We start from the raw sequence: 15,118 nt of genomic DNA, 5'->3' as shown, positions 1-15,118 counted from the left end.
CCCGGTGCTTATTTTTTGCTCTTGTCGGAGTCGCCTTTTTCGGGCGCTTTCTTGTCAGCGGGCTTTTTGTCCGCGGCCGTCGCGTCTCCGGGCTTCTCTTCGATTTTGCGCTCCGTCAGGGTTTTGCTGACCTTGACAGGTTGGCCTTTGAGCTTATTCAGTGCCTGTTGCAGCTGAAAGTCCTTTTCAGACCCGAATTCCGGCAGGCGGCGTTCGGCGGCTGGCTTCTTGGCTTCCTCTTCCAGGCGTTTGCGAGCTTCCTCGCGGGCCTTTTCAAGCGAATCGTTCTTGACCTCCGCACCCTGTCCGCTGGACAAATGCTTTTCAAGGTCTGCTTCACGCATGCTCAATGCAGCAAACAAATCGCCGTCTGCAGTCTCATCCACCATCACATCGGGCACGATGCCCTTGGCCTGAATGGATTTTCCGCTAGGCGTGTAGTAGCGCGCCGTCGTCAGCTTGAGAGCCGTATCGGGCCCCAGAGGGCGCACGGTTTGCACCGAGCCCTTGCCAAAGGACTGGCTGCCCATGACGGTGGCGCGTTTGTGATCTTGCAGAGCTCCGGCCACGATTTCGCTGGCCGAGGCCGAGCCTTCATTGACCAGCACCACCAGAGGCAGCTTTTTCAGTGCTGCAGGCAGGCGTTGCAAGGGGTCGCCAAAACCGCGCTGGGCGTAGAACTCGGGCGAAGCCTTGTAGACGGCCTTGCTTTCGGCCAACTGGCCGTTGGTCGAAACCACGGGCACATCGGGTGGCAGGAAGGCCGCAGAGATGGCTACGGCCGCATCCAGCAAACCGCCGGGGTCGTTGCGCAGGTCCAGCACCAGGCCCTTGAGATTGGGTTCCTGCTTGTAGATTTCCTCGACCTTGCGGACAAAGTCATCGACGGTGCGTTCCTGGAACTGGCTCAGGCGAATCCAGGCGTAGCCAGGTTCGATCACCTTGCCCTTGACCGATTGGGTCTTGATTTCTTCACGGGTGATGGTGACGGGGAAGCTGCGGCTTTCATCCTTTCGCAGGATGTTCAGGCGCACCTTGGTATTCGGTTCGCCACGCATGCGCTTGACAGCGTCATTGAGCGTCAGGCCCTTGACGGCCGTGTCGTCGATCTTGGTGATCAGGTCGCCGGTCTTGAGACCCGCACGGAAAGCGGGCGAGCCTTCGATGGGGGAGACGATCTTGATCAGCCCGTCTTCCATGGTGATCTCGATGCCGACGCCCACGAACTTGCCGGAAGTGCCTTCCTTGAATTCTTTGTAGGTTTTCTTGTCGAAGTACTGGGAGTGAGGGTCCAGGCTGGAGACCATGCCGGAGATGGCGTCGGTGATCAGCTTCTTGTCGCTGACCTGCTCCACGTAATCGGTCTTGATCAGGCCGAAGACGGCCGACAACTGCTGGATTTCTTCAAGTGGCAGAGGCGTCACACCCCCGCGAGCCAGCGTCTGCAGGGATACGGTGGTCAACGCACCGGCGACCACGCCCACAGAGATCCAGCCTGCAATTTTGATTTTTTGACCCATAGCACCCCTTAAACCATTCGCAATATACACCTTGGACGGCGGAAGGCCCATGAGGTTCCACAGGCCTTTTGCCGTGTCAGTCCTGTTCAGACTGCGCAAGCGGCCTGAACAGGAACGGTGAAGAGGTCTCTCTCAGGCCTTGCCCTGGGCTGCAACTGCCGCTGCAGCCTTGGCTGCGGCTTCGGCGTCGCCCAGGTAGTAGTGGCGGATGGGCTTGAGGTCGGCGTCCAGCTCATAGACCAGAGGAATGCCGTTGGGCACGTTCACGCCCACGATCTGGTCGTCGGCGATGTTGTCCAGATACTTGATCAGGGCGCGGATGGAGTTGCCGTGTGCGGCCACAACCACCCGTTTGCCGGCCTTGATGGCGGGTGCGATGGACTCGTCCCAGAACGGCACAACGCGGGCCACCGTGTCCTTGAGGCACTCGGTCAGCGGGATCTGCTCGGGCTGCAGCTTGGCGTAGCGCACATCGCTGCGTTCGCTGCGCGGGTCGGTGGCTTCCAGGGCGGGAGGCGGCACGTCGTAGCTGCGGCGCCAGACCAGCACTTGCTCGTCGCCGTACTGCTTGGCCATATCGGCCTTGTTCAGACCCTGCAGGCCGCCATAGTGGCGTTCGTTGAGACGCCAGCTATGCACCACGGGCAGCCAGGTGCGGTCCATTTCATCCTGCACATGCCACAGGGTACGGATGGCGCGCTTGAGCACGCTGGTATAGGCCACATCGAAGTCATAGCCTTCTGCCTTGAGCAGTTGGCCGGCCTTCTTGGCCTGTTCGACGCCGGTGGCAGTCAGATCCACATCGGTCCAGCCGGTGAAGCGGTTTTCAAGGTTCCAGGTGGATTCACCGTGGCGGATCAGAACGAGCTTGTACATGGATTCTCTCAAAGTAGCAAAGCAGTAATGACACAAAGTCAAAACCGTGCATTTTAGGGGCTGGCCTTTGTCCGGGCTTGAGGCAAGGTAAGCCGGTCGTGTCCAGCGGTGGCCGCCAAGCTATTCCTGTTGGGCCCTTCGGGGATTGTGCAGAGCACTCACTTGCGGCCTAGGGCATATGAACAGAGGGTTTGGGATTACGGGAGGAGGGGCTGTGGCCCTCTGGCGCGATCCGCCGGCAAGCCTGCCTCTAAAATCGTTCGGTTTGCCATCCCAAGGAATGACGTGAAATTCATCATTGATAACTGGTATTTGATCCTGATTGCCGTGGCTTCGGGTGTGATGCTGCTGCTGCCCGCACTGCGCGGAGCGACAGGTGGTTCGCTGTCGGCAGCGGCTGCCGTGCACCTGATCAACCGTGAAAAAGCCGTGGTGCTGGACGTCTGCGAGCCCGAAGAGTTTGCCGCCGGCCATGTCAACGGAGCCAGGAACCTGCCGCTGAGCCAGTTGGAAGAAAAGCTGCCCACCACCGTCAAGAACAAGCAGCTGCCCGTGGTGCTGGTGTGTGCATCGGGCGCCCGTGCCGTGCGTGCCGAGGCCGTGGCCAAGAAGCTGGGTTACGAAAAGGCCCAGGCGCTGGCTGGCGGCATGAAGGCCTGGCGCGATGCCGGCCTGCCGGTTGAAAAAGCCTGATTCGGCCGCAACTGAGAACTCTGACGACTGCAGCACAGCATGCTGCATTGCAAAAACTACAAGGAAGTTGCTCATGCAAGCCGTGAAGATGTACACCACCGCCGTCTGCCCCTATTGCATTCGTGCCAAGCAGATTCTCAAGTCCAAGGGCGTGGATCAGATCGAGGAAGTGCGCATCGATTTCGATACCGCTGCCCGCGATCACATGATGCAGGTCACCGGCCGCCGCACCGTACCCCAGATCTTCATTGGCGATACCCATGTGGGCGGTTGCGACGATCTGATGGCGCTGGATGCCAAGGGCGGTCTGCTGCCCCTGCTGCAAAGCTGATTACTTGCCGTGCCACTGCCGCCAAACGGCATGAATTTGCGCTTTGTGCTGCTTGCTACGATGCAGCCTCTGGCTGTCACTGCATAATGCAAAGCGCTATTTCATGGAAATGCCTGCTGTGAGGATAGCTGCGTGCTAGTCCTCTGCGCAGGCATTTTCATTTCCCTCTCAAGATTTTCTGAAAGACCTAGCTCATCATGGCCGAACAAGACAACAGCCCCGTGTTCCAGATCCAGCGCGTGTATCTGAAGGACCTGTCCCTGGAGCAGCCCAACTCTCCCGCGATCCTGCTGGAGCAAGAGCAGCCCAGCGTGGACATCCAGCTGGGTGTGGAAGCCACTCCCGTGGCTGAAGGCGTCTACGAAGTGGCCGTGACCGCCACGGTTCAGACCAAGATTCAGGACAAGACCGTGTTCCTGGTCGAAGCCAAGCAGGCCGGCATCTTCGAAATCCGCAACGTGCCCGAAGATCAGATGGGCGGCGTGATCGGCATTGCCTGCCCCCAGATCATCTACCCCTATCTGCGCGGCAACGTGGCCGACGTGGTGACCCGCGCCGGTTTCCCTCCCGTGCACCTGGCCGAAATCAACTTCCAGGCCATGTACGAGCAGCAGCAAGCGGCTGCCGCAGCACAGGCCGAAGGCCAGCTGCCCCAGTAAGCTGATGGCAATTGCTGATTCCTGCGATGTGCAAGAATCGGCAGCCAGGCAAAAAAGAGGCCCTAGCGGCCTCTTTTTCTTGTGCGTTGTGCACAAACTGCTATCAAAATTCAGGTATGAAAATTCTTGTCATCGGCGCTGGCGCCTGGGGTACGGCCATGGCCATCAGCGCGGCCACCCATCCGGAGCAGGACCGCGTCAGCCTCTGGGCACGTGACCCGGCGCAGGCGCAGCTCATGCAGGCCGAGCGCGCCAACAGCCGCTATCTGCCCGGCATCCGCTTCCCGGATGCGCTCACGGTGGTCAGCGGAGATGTGATGGCCCATGTTGCGGATGCCGATCTGATCGTGCTGGGCACGCCCATGGCGGCGCTGCGCCAGTGGCTGGGCCAGCTCAAGGATTGCCGCCGGCCCGTGGTCTGGCTGTGCAAGGGCTTCGAGGCCGTGGCCGCCGACGCACCTGCCGGCAGCTATGGGCTGATGGCGCATGAAGTCTGCCAGCAGGTGGCGCCGCAGCTGCAAAGCGGTGCGCTCAGCGGCCCCAGCTTCGCGGCCGAGGTGGCACGCCAGCAGCCTACGGCTCTGGTGGCAGCCAGCGCCCATGAGGGCGTGAGCGAGCTGCTGGTGTCGGCCTTTCACGGCGAAGCCATGCGTGTCTATGCCAATCACGACATCGTGGGCGTGGAAGTGGGCGGTGCCGTCAAGAATGTGCTGGCCATTGCCACGGGGCTTTGCGACGGCCTGCAGCTGGGGCTGAACGCGCGTGCAGCCCTGGTCACGCGCGGCCTGGCCGAGATGACGCGCCTGGGCGTGGCGCTGGGCGCGCGCGCCGAGACCTTCATGGGCCTGTCCGGCCTCGGTGATCTGGTGCTGACCGCCACCGGCGATCTCTCGCGCAATCGCAAGGTGGGTCTGCTGCTGGCCGAAGGCAAGAGCCTGGAGCAGGCCGTGACCTCGCTGGGCCATGTGGCCGAGGGCGTGTACAGCGCCCGCACCGTGCTCGCCCGGGCACGCCAGGTCGGTGTGGAAATGCCGATCACCGAAACCGTGGTTGCCTTGCTGGACGGCCAGCTTCCGGTCACCGAAGCCGTGCAGCACCTGATGGTGCGCGATCCGCGCGGCGAATAAGCCAATAAAACCATAGCTTCTATCGCCTGATATTCATGGGTTTCAGATGATTTTGTGTCTGAAATGCAATGAATTCATGCGCTTGCAGCTATTGTTTTAGGGGCAATGCCTATTTGCCCTCTCTGACGCTGAGCCAGGCACTCGCCGCCCCGCACAGCGCAATGACGACCATGCCCAGTACGGCCCATTGGTCGGGGATATGGCCATAGACCAGCCAGCCTGCCAGCAGTGCGCAGGGAATCTGGCTGTAGAGAAACGGCGTGATGGTCGCAGGCTCGGCTTTTTCATAGGCCTTGAGCAGCATCAGGTGTCCGACGGCGCTGCCTGCGCCCATGGCAATCGCGGCCAGCCAGAGCGCGGCGCTGTCCGGCAGCTGCCAGACCCAGGGCAGGGCCATGCAGCTCAGGCTCAGGGCCACTAGGCTGGTGTAGATCTGCGTGGTCAGCGGGCGCTCCTTGCCCGCCATGCGGCTGCTCAGGATCTGATAGGCGGTATTGGCCAGCAGCTGCAGCGCAGGCCAGACCAGGGCCCAGCCGCTGAACTGGCCGCCGCCCGGCCGCAGGATGACCAGCGTACCCGCAAAGCCCAGCGCCACCAGCACCCAGCGCAAGGGGCTGACCTGCTGGCCCAGCCAGAGCGCGGCCAGCAGGGTCAGTGCCAGCGGCGTCAGCGCCACGATGGCCGTGAACTCCGCCAGCGGCAGATAGCGCAGGCTGAGCATGGCCAGCGCATTGCTCAGGCAAAACAGAATGGCGCGCAGAAACTGAAAGCCCGGGCGCCGGGTGCGAAAGATGTCCAGTCCATGGCGAGCTACGCCAAAGCCCACGGTCAGCGCCGACTGCAGCGCATAGCGCAGCCATAGCGCCATCAGCAGTGGCAGCAGGGCACCCGCATATTTGGAGCCCGTATCGAGTATCGAAAAACAGGCGCAGGCCAGCACCGTGAAGCCGATGCCCGTCAGCGTATGGCGATGGACTGAAGGGGCGGAGTGCTGTGACATGGAAGAACGTACCGGGCACTGGGCGGTGCCTAGAGAAAAGATTTCAGGTGATTCTGGCCTGAAACCCTTTAAAGATAAGCGCTAGCTGCTATTTAACTTGAAGATGCAATTGCTAAAGGGCGCGGGCCAAACAAGAGCAGCCAAGCAAGGGCCGCCCCGCAGCGATGGCTGCGTCCCCCTCCCATAGCGCGCAGCGCGTAGAGAGAGGGGGAAGCCGCAAAGCGGCTCAGGGGGAGCTTACAAGCCCAATTCCAGGGCCAGCAGCTCTTCCACCGTCTGGCGACGGCGAATCAGCTGGCTCTGCTCGCCATCGACCAGCACTTCGGCGGCCAGCGGACGGGTGTTGTAGTTGCTGGACATGGAGCTGCCATAGGCGCCCGTGTCGTGAATCACCAGCAGGTCGCCCACGCTGGCGCCGGCCAGCGAGCGCGGCAGCACCACGCCGCCGTCGCCCTGGGTGAAGACATCGCCCGATTCGCACAGTGGGCCGGCCACCACGCTGTCCTGCGCGGGCAGGTTCTGGCCGTCGCGGCGCAGCACTTCCATGCCGTGGTAGCTGCCGTACATGCTGGGGCGCATCAGCTCGTTGAAGCCGGTGTCCACCAGCACGAAGTGGTTGCTGCCCGCATTCTTGGTGGCGCGCACGGTGCCCAGCAGCACGCCGGACTCGGCCACCAGGAAGCGGCCGGGCTCCAGTTCCAGACCCAGGCTGTGGCCCACGATGCCTTCTGCCTGCTTGCGCGCCGCATCCCACAGACCGTGGTAGTGGTTGGTGTCGATGGTGGCATCGCCAGCACGATAGGGGATGGACAGGCCGCCGCCGGCCGAAATCGCATGCAGGTCCACGCCCGCCGCCTTGGTGCGCTCGACCAGCTTGACCATGGCGCCGCAGACTTCCTGCAGATGGCCGTAGTCCACGCCCGAGCCGATGTGCATGTGCAGGCCGGCCAGCACCAGGCCGCCGGCCTTGATGGCGTCCAGCGCGGCTTCGAGTTCGCTGTGCCAGATGCCGTGCTTGCTGTGCTCGCCGCCGGTGTTGGTCTTGTTGCTGTGGCCGTGGCCGAAGCCGGGGTTGATGCGCAGCCAGACATGGTGGCCCCTGGACACGGCGGCCAACTGGTGCAGCATGTCGATGGAGCCCGCGTTCACAGGCACCTGGTGCTCGACCACGGTCGCCAGCGTGGCTTCGTCCATCACGTCGGCCGTGAAGACGATGTCGGCAGGCTCGCCGAAGCCGGGCGTGAAGCCCGCCGCCAGTGCGCGCAGGACTTCGCCGCGCGAGACCGCATCCACCTTCACGCCCTGCTCGCGCATGAGCTTGAGGATGTGAATGTTGGAGCAGGCCTTCTGGGCAAAGCGCACGGTGTCGAAAGCCTTGAGCTGGGCAATGCGCTCGCGGATGGTGGCGGCGTCATACACCCACAGCGGCGTGCCGTACTGGTCGGCCAGGTTCCAGAGCTGTGCGGGAGAGAAGGGGTTTGCCATGGGTGGTCTCTTGAAAGGGAATAGTTCAGCGCATCATGCATGCGACTATCTATTCAGTCCAATAGCTTGATTTTTGAAGATCATTCAATATTGATATGCTTTTGGTATGATCGATTCAGAAGCTTCTCAGCGCATCACCCATCGCCATATCGAGGTGTTCCGTGCCGTCATGACGGCCGGCAGCGTCACGGGTGCGGCGCAACTGCTCTATACCTCGCAGCCCACGGTGAGCCGCGAGCTGGCTCGCATGGAGCAACTGCTGGGCTATGCGCTGTTCGAGCGCGTGCAGGGCCGGCTGCGTGCCAATGCACGTGCCTTGCTGCTCTGGGACGAGGTGCGGCGCAGCTGGCAGGGCCTGGAGCGCGTGATCGACCGCGCCGTGGAGCTGGGGCGCCCGCAAGGGGCGAGCATCAGCGTGCTGTGTCTGCCAGCCCTCAGCCACGCCTTGCTGCCGGGCGCGCTGGCGCGTATGCAGGCCAGTCACGGCGCAGTGGCCGTGAGCGTGAGCACCCAGGAGGCACCGCTGCTGCAGGAATGGATGGCGGCCCAGCGCTTCGATCTGGGCCTGTCCGAGCTGGCCGATGCGCCACCGGGCACACGCAGCCAGCCCTTGCCTGCCATGGACGAAGTGGCCGTGTTGCCTGCCAGCCACCCGCTGGCGCAGAAGGCGCTGCTCAGCGCGCGGGACTTTGAAGGCGAATCCTTCATCAGCCTGGCGCGCGACGACCCCTACAGGGCGCAGATCGATGCGGTGTTTGCCCGCGCCGGCGTGCAGCGCCGGCTGAGCCTGGAGACCGCCAGCGCCGTTGCCGTCTGCGCCATGGTCCAGCACGGCCTGGGTCTGGCCATCGTCAACCCGCTGACTGCGCGGGCTTGTGCCGGCCCGCAGCTGGTGGTGCGGCCGCTGGCGTTTTCGATAGCGTTTCAGGTGCATATGCTGCTGCCGCTGCACCGGCCTGCCGATGCGGGCCTGCCCTGGCTGACGGCGGCATTGGAGCAGGAGGCACTCAGCCTGCTTGGGCACAGGCGCTGAATTCGGCGATAGGGCTTTCACAGGTGAGCTTGCGCAAACTTCTATGTTGCAGTGCACAATAAAACGCCTGAATGCAAGGAGTTACACATGCCTGAATCCGCCATCCCCCACCGCACTGCCAGCGAACTGCTGGACATCAGCATGGCCGTGCCTCAGGTCATCAACCACCGGCTCACGCGCATGGCCCTCAGCGGTCCGGTGCTCTCTGCGCGCGACCAGAAGGAGTTCACGCGCATGGTGGTGGAAAAGCAGGTCGCCTTCAGTCAGGCCTGGCTGACCATGGGGGCCGAAATGTTCAAGGTGCAGCAGCAACTGTGTCTGGCCTGGATGCGCAACCCCTGGACCATGGGTCAGAAGCTGCCCGTGGCGGCCGACAAGGTGGCGGCCAGAAGCCTGGCGCCGATTCGCCGCAAGGCCGTGGCCAATGCCAAGCGCCTGTCGCAGACCAGCCTGAAATAAGCGGCCACCAGCCGCCAAACCTAGACCCTGATGCGTTCTATCAGTCGTTGACTGGCCTCGTCCAGCCCCGTCAGCTCCACGTGGCAGCCATGCTGGCGCAGGCGCTCCATCACCTTGTCCAGCGCGCCCACGGCGGTGATGTCCCAGAAATGCGCGCCACCGACATCGATGCGGGCCTGCTTTCCGGCTGCGGCACGCACGTCGAAGGCTTCGATCAGAGCATCGGCAGAGGCAAAAAACACCTGGCCGCTCACCGTCCAGGTATAGAGATCGCCAGCCTCGTTCAGGCCGCCCTGGACCTGCAGCATATTGGCCACCTTGAAGGTGAAGAACACGCCCGAGAGCAGCACGCCCGCCACCACGCCGGCGGCCAGATTGTGGGTGGCGATGGTGATGACCACCGTCACCAGCATCACCGAGCTGGACAGGCGCGGGTGGCGCACCAGATTGCCCAGCGACTTCCAGTCGAAGGTCGAGACCGACACCATGACCATGATGGCCACCAGAGCAATCACCGGTACCCGGGACACCCAGGGCTTGAGGGCGACCATGAGAATCAGCAGAAACACCCCGGCAAACAGGGTGGACAGGCGGCCGCGGCCGCCGTATTTCACATTGCCCACCGCCTGGCCTATCATGCCGCAGCCCGCAATGCCGCCGAACAGGCTGGCCGAGACATTGGCCAGGCCCAGGCCCGTGCACTCGCGGCTCTTGTTGCTGGGCGTGCCCGTCAGGTCGTCCACCACGGCTGCCGTGAGAACCGACTCCAGCAGGCCCACCATGGCAATGGCCAGGGCTGGCAGGGCGATGATGCGCAGCGTCTCCAGACTCGCAGGGATTTCGGGCAGGGCGAACAGCGGCAGGCTGTCCGGCAGATGACCCAGATCGGCCACGGTCTTGAGGGGCAGGCCCATGAAGCTGGCGAGCAGCGTCAGCACCAGCACGCAGATCAGTGGTGAGGGAATGGCGTTCAGCGCCTTGAGCTGCAGTCTCTGTCCCAGCCAGGGCAGGCCGTAGATCAGGGCCAGGCCCAGGGCCAGCATGGCCCAGGTGGCGGTGTTGGCTCCATGCAGATGCGGCAGCTGGGCTGAAAAGATCAGAATGGCCAGCGCGTTGACAAAACCCGTGCGCACCGAGCTGGAGACAAAGCGCACCAGGCTGCCCATCTTGCACAGGCCGAAGGCGATCTGCATGGCACCCGCCAGCAAGCCTGCGGCCAGCAGATATTGCAGACCATGCGATGCGACCAGCGGAGCCGCCACCAGGGCCACCGAGCCGGCCGCTGCCGAGACCATGGCCGGACGTGCGCCGAAAACGGCAATCACGATGCTGATGATGAAGGAGGCATACAGCCCCACGGCCGGGTCTACACCCGCGACAAAGGAAAAGGCAATGACCTCGGGAATCAGCGCAAACGTGGCGACGGCGCCGGCCAGCAGCTCGCGCGGTACGCTGGGCGCCCATTCGGCGCGCCATCGGCTCATGGAAAAATGGGGATTCATATCGCAGCAGCAAGTGATGCGCTGCCTGTGCAGAGCAGGCAGCGCCGGTGGGCGATATTAAGCAGTGCCCAGGACTTTTGCTGCGCGAGGGTCAGGCCGGGCGCTTGAAGCACACCATCTTGGGCCTGAAGCGCTGCAACACCTCGCCGCGCTGGTTTTTGGTGTGGGAGAGCACGCGCACCAGGGCCCGGTTGGGTTTGGACTGGGAAGGAATGATCTCCACGATTTCCGACTCGACCTGCAGCACGTCACCAGGGCGTGTGGGCTGGGGCCAGGCCAGCTCTTCCATGCCGCCACCGATCACGCCGTCGGCCAGGGGAATGCTTTGCGTCACCAGCAGCATGCTGATGGAGGCCGTATGCCAGCCGCTGGCGGCCAGGCCCTGGAAGAAGGTGTGCTTGGCGGCTTCGGGGTCGAGGTGAAAGACCTGGGGGTCGAACTGCCTGGCATAGGCAATGATTTGCGCTTCATCCAGCGGGTAGCCCTCGCTGACGAACTTCTGGCCCACGTACAGATCATCGAGATACAGTTTTTCGCTCATTTGGCTCCTCGTTCCTTCTTGTGTGGAGTAGCCGGCAGTATGCGCGGCAGCGGCCCTGGCTGCTGTTGCCAAGGTGCCAGAGCGCTATGCTCGGGCCCATGAATTTCGAGTTTGAAGATTCCGAGGTCGCCGCAATCAGCCTGCAGGACGGCGCATTGCAGATCCGCTTTTCCGCCGCCCGTCTGTATGACGGCGACAGAGCAGGCGCTGGCGAGGGCCTGTGGCAGCCGTTGCTATTGATATGCAAGCACATTGCGCTTACTGAAGAAGCTTCAGAGGCTGATTTGACTCCAATCCTGGCTGCCGTGGGCCGTGTCCGGCAAGCGCAGCTGCATATTGCTGGTCAGCGTCTGCGCAGCCTGCCCCTGCCTTTTGTCAGCGATGCCGATTTTGTGCTGGAGCTGGAAATGGGCAGCGGCCTGTTCTGCCGCTTGCAGGGCCGGGGCCTGGAGTTGAGGGCACCGGCAAGCCAATGCTCCGTGGACTCCTACCAGTGCTGAGAGCGCTACTAGCCTCTGCATTGTTCTTGATGCCTGACACTGGCGCGGCCTGAATCAGAGACACGGGGCAAGGGCCTGATCCTGGGTTGGCCGCGCCACAGCGGGTGTGCCGCCCGTTGCCCACATGCCCCGCCACAAAGCGCCTAAGAGGGGCTAGAACTCCAGGTTGTCTATGAGCCGGGTGCTGCCCAGGCGTGCAGCGCCCAGGGCCACCAGATCGCCGCTGCGCGCATCAGCAGGCGCTTGCAGATCGCTGCGCTGGCGCACGCTCAGATAGTCGGGTTCCCAGCCCTTGGCACGCAGCGCGGCCATGGCCTGCGTTTCGAGGTCGGCCAGATTGCCGCCCTGGCGTGCGGCATCGGCCAGTGCCTTGAGCGCCTGCGACAGCGCCATGGCCTGCACACGCTGCTCATCGCTGAGGTAGCCGTTGCGCGAGCTCAGTGCCAGGCCGCTGTCGGCGCGCGCCGTGGCGCAGCCGATGATCTCTATGGGCAGGGCGAACTGCTGCACCATGCGGCGGATCACCATCAGCTGCTGATAGTCCTTTTGCCCGAAAACGGCCGTGCCGCCGCCCGTGGTGGCAAACACGGCCTGGAACAGCTTCATGACCACGGTGCAGACGCCGGTGAAGAAGCCGGGGCGGAAGTGCCCTTCCAGAATGTCGGCCAGCTGCGCATCGGGCTGGATCTTGAAGGTCTGCGGTTCGGGGTAGAGGTCTTTCTCCCTGGGGGCGAAGACGATGTCGCAGCCCTCGGCTTCCAGCTTGGCGCAGTCGGCATCGAAGGTGCGCGGGTAGCTGTCGAAGTCTTCGTGAGGCAGAAACTGCAGACGGTTCACGAAGATGCTGGCCACGGTCACATCGCCATGCTGGCGGGCCTGGCGCACCAGGGAGAGATGGCCCTCGTGCAGATTACCCATGGTGGGCACAAAAGCAGGGTGGCCGCGACCGGCCAGGGCAGCGCGCAGGTCGGCGATGGTGTGAACGATTTGCATGACTCAAACAGTGGGGAAAACAAAAACAAAAGCCCGGACTTACCAGGCGTGCAGGGCATTGTCGGGGAAGCTGCCATTCTTGACGGCCTGCACATAGGCTTCCATGGCGCCCTTGACGCTGCCTGCATCGGCCATGAAGTTGTGCACGAACCTGGCCATCTTGCCCAGGTTCACGCCCAGCATGTCGTGCAGCACCAGAACCTGGCCGGCCGTGCCATTGCCCGCGCCAATGCCTATGGTGTGGCACAGTGGCAGCTCTTCGGTCAGTTGGGCGGACAGGGCTGCGGGCACCATCTCCAGCACCAGCATGGCGGCCCCGGCGTCCTGCAGCTCCAGCGCATGCTGGCGCAGCGTGGCCGCTGCCTGCTCGTCCTTGCCCTGGACGCGGTAGCCGCCCAGTGCATGCACGGTCTGCGGTGTCAGTCCCAGGTGGGCGCAGACGGGCACGCCGCGATCGACGAGAAAGCGCACGGTGGGAGCGGTCCAGCCACCGCCTTCGAACTTGACCATATGGGCGCCGGCCTGCATCAGCTGGCAGGCGCTGCGCATGGCCTGCTCGGGACTTTCTGCATAGCTGCCGTAGGGCATGTCGGCAATCACCCAGGCTGTGGCCTGGGCGCGATGCAGGCCGCGCGTGACGCTGGCCGTGTGATAGGCCATATCCTGAAGCGTCACGCCCACGGTGCTGTGCAGGCCCTGGCAGACCATGCCCAGCGAGTCGCCGACCAGGATGCACTCCACCCCGGCCGCGTCGGCCACTGCGGCAAACGTGGCGTCATAGGCCGTCAGCATGGTGATTTTTTCACCGGCCGCGCGCATCTGAGCCAGGCGCGGCAGGCTGACGGGGCGGCGCTGGGGCTGGGGCGAAGAGGGGGGGATGGTGCCGTAAGGCGTGCCGGTAGCGGTCATGGGATGTCTCCTGGTCTTGTCTATGGCTGGGCCCCGCAGAAAAGCCTGCAGGCAAATTTGCCCGCGAGTCTATGCGATGCTGCGCTGCAGCGCCACGTTGAAAAAGGGTATGGCTGCTGTCGGCCACCTTACTATGCTGTGTGGCCATGCATTGCATGGCCCTGCGTTTTGCGGCCTTCCATTTCTTTTTGCACAAGGTTGTTCATGTCCATGGTCGAGCCTCAGCTGTCGTCGGTTTCTTCCCCTGTTTCAGCCGTGGCCTGGCAGGGGCTGCGCAGCGTGAGCTGGCTGGAGTCGCTGTCCGACGAGAGGCTGTCCGTGCTGGCGGGGCAATGCCTTTGGCACCGGCTGGAGTCGGGACAGGTGCTGCACGGGGCCTATACCGATGAGCGCATGTACATGCTGATCAACGGCCAGCTCAGTGTCGGCAGCTACAGCACCAGCGGGCGGGCCATGATTCTGGGTTATCTGGAGCCCGGTTTCTTTTTTGGTGCTTTCGCGTCCAAGCCTCTGGTCAAGCATGTGTCCGTGCAGGTGCAGGCCACGCATGAAAGCCTGGTGGCATCGCTTTCTAGTGCCGAGCTCGAAGCATTGATCATGAGCGATGTTCTGGTCATGCGGGCCGTGGTCCAGCGGCTCAGCGAGCTGGCCGGGGTGCTGGCGCGGCGTGTGGTCAGCCTGGGAACCCTCACGGTGCGAGGCCGCCTGCATGCCCAGTTGCTGGAGCGGGCCGAGATGGCGGGAATCGAGAACGACGAGGCCCTGCTGTCGCCGGCTCCGCGCCAGAACGATCTGGCCTTGATGCTGGGCACCAGCCGCGAAGAGGTCGCACGCGAGATGTCGCGGCTCACGCGCCTGGGCCTGCTCAGACGTGAAGGGCGCAATCTGCGTCTTTGCCGCGTCGATGGCCTGCGGCTGTTGCTCGAAGAAGCGCATTGATTTTTCGCAATGTGAAATGAGTTTTTGCGTGAGAAAACGCACAGACGGCTCGTGGGGGCCGGGCGCATAGTTCAGTCGTGCAGCACGCGGCAGGTCTTCTTTCCGCCGCTGCGCCGTTGAAAGGATTGAAAATGCGCTCCCTCACCCGTTTGTTGACCGCAGCTGTGCTGACCGCCAGCGCCGCGGTTGCCATGGCTCAAGACCTCCCCCAAACTTCCGTAACCTCCAGCAAAAGTCGTGCCGAAGTGATGGCCGACCTTGAGATGTACCAGCGTGCAGGTCTGGGTTATATGCCCACGCCTGCGGCTTATGTCGAAACAGAGTTCAGCACCGAGTACCGCAAGGCTTATGCCGAATACCAGCGTCTGCTGGCCAGCCCCGCCTACACGGCTGCCGTGGCCAAGTACCAGTCGCAACTGGGCGGCAAGTAACAGAGTTCTCTCTTAGCCATCCGACAGAGGTGGCCCATTGGTGGATGCGCGCTGAGGGATTCCTTCAGCGCGTTTTTTTATGCCGGCAATGCCAGGCTGATGGATATAGCAAGTTTGATA

General features: G+C 63.1%; 17 protein-coding genes. 9 read left to right on the top strand and 8 right to left on the bottom strand.

Annotated elements, in window-relative coordinates:
- Window positions 1–8: 8 nt before the first annotated feature.
- Window positions 9–1,520: a S41 family peptidase gene (locus tag CSE6_RS12870; protein ID WP_034355765.1), complete on the bottom strand. Its 1,512-nt coding sequence runs from the start codon at window positions 1,518–1,520 to the stop codon at window positions 9–11.
- Between the two features lie 132 nt (window positions 1,521–1,652).
- Window positions 1,653–2,396 carry a 2,3-diphosphoglycerate-dependent phosphoglycerate mutase gene (gene gpmA, locus CSE6_RS12865; protein WP_003066733.1) on the bottom strand — a complete coding sequence of 248 codons (744 nt, stop codon included), beginning with the start codon at window positions 2,394–2,396 and terminating at the stop codon, window positions 1,653–1,655.
- Between the two features lie 285 nt (window positions 2,397–2,681).
- Here gpmA and CSE6_RS12860 point away from each other — a divergent pair, with 285 nt between their 5' ends.
- The 4 genes from CSE6_RS12860 to CSE6_RS12845 all read left to right on the top strand — a co-directional run bounded on the left by CSE6_RS12860 (window position 2,682) and on the right by CSE6_RS12845 (window position 5,206).
- Window positions 2,682–3,089, top strand: coding sequence for a rhodanese-like domain-containing protein (locus CSE6_RS12860; RefSeq protein WP_003066735.1), 408 nt, complete (start codon window positions 2,682–2,684; stop codon window positions 3,087–3,089).
- Between the two features lie 73 nt (window positions 3,090–3,162).
- The gene (grxC, locus tag CSE6_RS12855; protein WP_003066738.1) at window positions 3,163–3,420 is read left to right on the top strand and encodes a glutaredoxin 3; all 258 of its coding nucleotides are present in this window, start codon (window positions 3,163–3,165) and stop codon (window positions 3,418–3,420) included.
- A 197-nt stretch (window positions 3,421–3,617) separates the two neighbouring features.
- Window positions 3,618–4,079 (top strand): protein-export chaperone SecB, encoded by a 462-nt coding sequence (gene secB, locus CSE6_RS12850; RefSeq protein WP_003066740.1) that lies wholly within the window; start codon window positions 3,618–3,620, stop codon window positions 4,077–4,079.
- Between the two features lie 116 nt (window positions 4,080–4,195).
- The gene (locus CSE6_RS12845) at window positions 4,196–5,206 is read left to right on the top strand and encodes an NAD(P)H-dependent glycerol-3-phosphate dehydrogenase (RefSeq protein WP_034377905.1); all 1,011 of its coding nucleotides are present in this window, start codon (window positions 4,196–4,198) and stop codon (window positions 5,204–5,206) included.
- A 109-nt stretch (window positions 5,207–5,315) separates the two neighbouring features.
- Here CSE6_RS12845 and CSE6_RS12840 read toward each other — a convergent pair whose 3' ends face one another.
- On the bottom strand, window positions 5,316–6,206 hold the full coding sequence (locus CSE6_RS12840; RefSeq protein WP_034391699.1) for a DMT family transporter: 891 nt from the start codon (window positions 6,204–6,206) through the stop codon (window positions 5,316–5,318).
- Between the two features lie 237 nt (window positions 6,207–6,443).
- On the bottom strand, window positions 6,444–7,691 hold the full coding sequence (gene lysA, locus CSE6_RS12835) for a diaminopimelate decarboxylase (RefSeq protein WP_034391697.1): 1,248 nt from the start codon (window positions 7,689–7,691) through the stop codon (window positions 6,444–6,446).
- 106 nt (window positions 7,692–7,797) lie between these two features.
- On the opposite strand from lysA, the gene CSE6_RS12830 reads away from it, so the two are divergent.
- Both CSE6_RS12830 and CSE6_RS12825 read left to right on the top strand, forming a co-directional pair.
- Window positions 7,798–8,724 carry a LysR family transcriptional regulator gene (locus tag CSE6_RS12830; protein WP_034391695.1) on the top strand — a complete coding sequence of 309 codons (927 nt, stop codon included), beginning with the start codon at window positions 7,798–7,800 and terminating at the stop codon, window positions 8,722–8,724.
- A gap of 87 nt (window positions 8,725–8,811) precedes the next feature.
- On the top strand, window positions 8,812–9,183 hold the full coding sequence (locus CSE6_RS12825; protein WP_003072662.1) for a polyhydroxyalkanoate granule-associated phasin: 372 nt from the start codon (window positions 8,812–8,814) through the stop codon (window positions 9,181–9,183).
- Between the two features lie 20 nt (window positions 9,184–9,203).
- On the opposite strand, the gene CSE6_RS12820 is transcribed toward CSE6_RS12825, so the two are convergent.
- Entirely contained in the window at window positions 9,204–10,685 is a 1,482-nt protein-coding gene (locus tag CSE6_RS12820) for a SulP family inorganic anion transporter (protein WP_059440706.1), read from the bottom strand.
- Window positions 10,686–10,776: 91 nt separating this feature from the next.
- Entirely contained in the window at window positions 10,777–11,226 is a 450-nt protein-coding gene (locus tag CSE6_RS12815) for a MaoC family dehydratase (protein ID WP_012839648.1), read from the bottom strand.
- Between the two features lie 98 nt (window positions 11,227–11,324).
- Here CSE6_RS12815 and CSE6_RS12810 point away from each other — a divergent pair, with 98 nt between their 5' ends.
- A complete protein-coding gene (locus CSE6_RS12810) occupies window positions 11,325–11,726 on the top strand; it encodes a hypothetical protein (RefSeq protein ID WP_034391691.1) in 402 nt (133 codons plus the stop codon).
- Between the two features lie 153 nt (window positions 11,727–11,879).
- Here CSE6_RS12810 and panC read toward each other — a convergent pair whose 3' ends face one another.
- Window positions 11,880–12,719, bottom strand: coding sequence for a pantoate--beta-alanine ligase (panC, locus tag CSE6_RS12805; protein ID WP_034355739.1), 840 nt, complete (start codon window positions 12,717–12,719; stop codon window positions 11,880–11,882).
- Window positions 12,720–12,758: 39 nt separating this feature from the next.
- Complete coding sequence (panB, locus tag CSE6_RS12800; RefSeq protein WP_059440705.1) at window positions 12,759–13,628, bottom strand: 3-methyl-2-oxobutanoate hydroxymethyltransferase; 870 nt, start codon at window positions 13,626–13,628, stop codon at window positions 12,759–12,761.
- A 204-nt stretch (window positions 13,629–13,832) separates the two neighbouring features.
- Here panB and CSE6_RS12795 point away from each other — a divergent pair, with 204 nt between their 5' ends.
- Together CSE6_RS12795 and CSE6_RS12790 are read left to right on the top strand one after the other, a co-directional pair.
- Window positions 13,833–14,567, top strand: coding sequence for a Crp/Fnr family transcriptional regulator (locus CSE6_RS12795; protein ID WP_034355733.1), 735 nt, complete (start codon window positions 13,833–13,835; stop codon window positions 14,565–14,567).
- Window positions 14,568–14,698: 131 nt separating this feature from the next.
- A complete protein-coding gene (locus CSE6_RS12790; protein ID WP_034355729.1) occupies window positions 14,699–14,998 on the top strand; it encodes a DUF4148 domain-containing protein in 300 nt (99 codons plus the stop codon).
- Window positions 14,999–15,118 lie beyond the last annotated feature (120 nt).

This window comes from Comamonas sp. E6, from assembly GCF_001010305.1.
Lineage (GTDB): Bacteria > Pseudomonadota > Gammaproteobacteria > Burkholderiales > Burkholderiaceae_C > Comamonas > Comamonas thiooxydans.
Note: the sequence above shows the minus strand (reverse complement) of the source record. Positions and strands in the feature narration are given on the sequence as shown.

Coding starts and splice junctions, on each gene's coding strand:
- CSE6_RS12870 (WP_034355765.1), bottom strand. CDS start 1,520: ATGGGTCAAAAAATCAAAATTGCAGGCTGGATCTCTGTGGGCGTGGTC.
- gpmA (WP_003066733.1), bottom strand. CDS start 2,396: ATGTACAAGCTCGTTCTGATCCGCCACGGTGAATCCACCTGGAACCTT.
- grxC (WP_003066738.1), top strand. CDS start 3,163: ATGCAAGCCGTGAAGATGTACACCACCGCCGTCTGCCCCTATTGCATT.
- secB (WP_003066740.1), top strand. CDS start 3,618: ATGGCCGAACAAGACAACAGCCCCGTGTTCCAGATCCAGCGCGTGTAT.
- CSE6_RS12845 (WP_034377905.1), top strand. CDS start 4,196: ATGAAAATTCTTGTCATCGGCGCTGGCGCCTGGGGTACGGCCATGGCC.
- CSE6_RS12840 (WP_034391699.1), bottom strand. CDS start 6,206: ATGTCACAGCACTCCGCCCCTTCAGTCCATCGCCATACGCTGACGGGC.
- lysA (WP_034391697.1), bottom strand. CDS start 7,691: ATGGCAAACCCCTTCTCTCCCGCACAGCTCTGGAACCTGGCCGACCAG.
- CSE6_RS12830 (WP_034391695.1), top strand. CDS start 7,798: ATGATCGATTCAGAAGCTTCTCAGCGCATCACCCATCGCCATATCGAG.
- CSE6_RS12825 (WP_003072662.1), top strand. CDS start 8,812: ATGCCTGAATCCGCCATCCCCCACCGCACTGCCAGCGAACTGCTGGAC.
- CSE6_RS12820 (WP_059440706.1), bottom strand. CDS start 10,685: ATGAATCCCCATTTTTCCATGAGCCGATGGCGCGCCGAATGGGCGCCC.
- CSE6_RS12815 (WP_012839648.1), bottom strand. CDS start 11,226: ATGAGCGAAAAACTGTATCTCGATGATCTGTACGTGGGCCAGAAGTTC.
- CSE6_RS12810 (WP_034391691.1), top strand. CDS start 11,325: ATGAATTTCGAGTTTGAAGATTCCGAGGTCGCCGCAATCAGCCTGCAG.
- panC (WP_034355739.1), bottom strand. CDS start 12,719: ATGCAAATCGTTCACACCATCGCCGACCTGCGCGCTGCCCTGGCCGGT.
- panB (WP_059440705.1), bottom strand. CDS start 13,628: ATGACCGCTACCGGCACGCCTTACGGCACCATCCCCCCCTCTTCGCCC.
- CSE6_RS12795 (WP_034355733.1), top strand. CDS start 13,833: ATGTCCATGGTCGAGCCTCAGCTGTCGTCGGTTTCTTCCCCTGTTTCA.
- CSE6_RS12790 (WP_034355729.1), top strand. CDS start 14,699: ATGCGCTCCCTCACCCGTTTGTTGACCGCAGCTGTGCTGACCGCCAGC.